Source organism: Collinsella sp. AM23-17, assembly GCF_003470945.1.
Lineage (GTDB): Bacteria > Actinomycetota > Coriobacteriia > Coriobacteriales > Coriobacteriaceae > Collinsella > Collinsella aerofaciens_O.
In genome coordinates, this window is the sequence record NZ_QRHU01000057.1 from 1 (window position 1) to 996 (window position 996).

Here is a 996-nt window from a genome sequence, read left to right on the forward strand (position 1 = left end):
CCGCTGGGTCGCGGCGGGCTACGACGGCATGACCAACATGGAGCTCAGGCGGAAGGTCGGCTACAGGCCCAGGTCGCACCGGGCCCCGAAGGGGGCGACGCCGCACTCGGCCCGCAGGTCGCACGCCGCGTTCCTCGGCCTCGGCGAGGACGTTTGCGCCGCCGCCTGGGAGATGGACACCGTCGAGGGCGCGCGGGAGGACGGCGCCTGCCTGCTCACGCTGCTGCACCGCCCCAGCAGGCTCCAGCTCGCGCTGCCGCTGGAGGAGAAGACCGCCGGGTGCGTCGCGGGCGCCCTGGAGGGCGTCCGGGCGGTCCTCGGCGCCGACGGGACGCGCCGCGTGTTCCGCGCCGTGCTCACCGACAACGGCACCGAGTTCTCCGACGAGGACGCGATCGCCGCGCTCATCGGCGAGGGGCCCGGCGAGACGAGGCTGTTCTACTGCGACCCTAGGCGCAGCGACCAGAAGGGCGCCTGCGAGCGCAACCACGTCGAGATCAGGAAGCTGCTCCCCAAGGGCCGCGGCCTCAGGTTCGACCGGCTGGTCCCGGCCGACCTGGCGCTGGCGATGTCGCACGTGAACTCCGAGCCCCGCGGCGCGCTCGGCTTCGCGACGCCCGCCCGCGCCTTCCGGGCGATGCTCGGCGCCGACGCGGAGGCGCTGCTGGAGGCGTACGGCGTGGAGGACGTGCCCATCGAGGAGCTCGACCTGACGCCGGGGCTCATCGAGCGGGCGCGCGCAGAGAGGGGCGATGCCCCGCTGTCCTAGCCTAGAGGGAAAAACGGAATAGACGGACCGACCGTCCGGCTGAGTCTGGGAAGAGGCGCCGGGCGGCGGGCGGAGCATGGCCACCGGACCCATCGAAACACATCTCCACCGTTCCTTCAACTGGGAAAATGCCGCCCCCGGGCCCCGGGAGGGGCCGCGGGGGCGTTCGGCTAGCTGCGGGAACGGCCTATTTGCTCAATGTGTTCGGCTGAGATCGGAAATCAACC

The 996-nt window shown here is 72.4% G+C and carries 1 protein-coding gene; it reads left to right on the forward strand.

The features are described 5' to 3' along the window. A partial coding sequence (locus DW645_RS09845; RefSeq protein WP_147356643.1) for an IS30 family transposase occupies nt 1-769 on the forward strand: 769 nt, incomplete at its 5' end. Nucleotides 770-996: the final 227 nt, after the last annotated feature.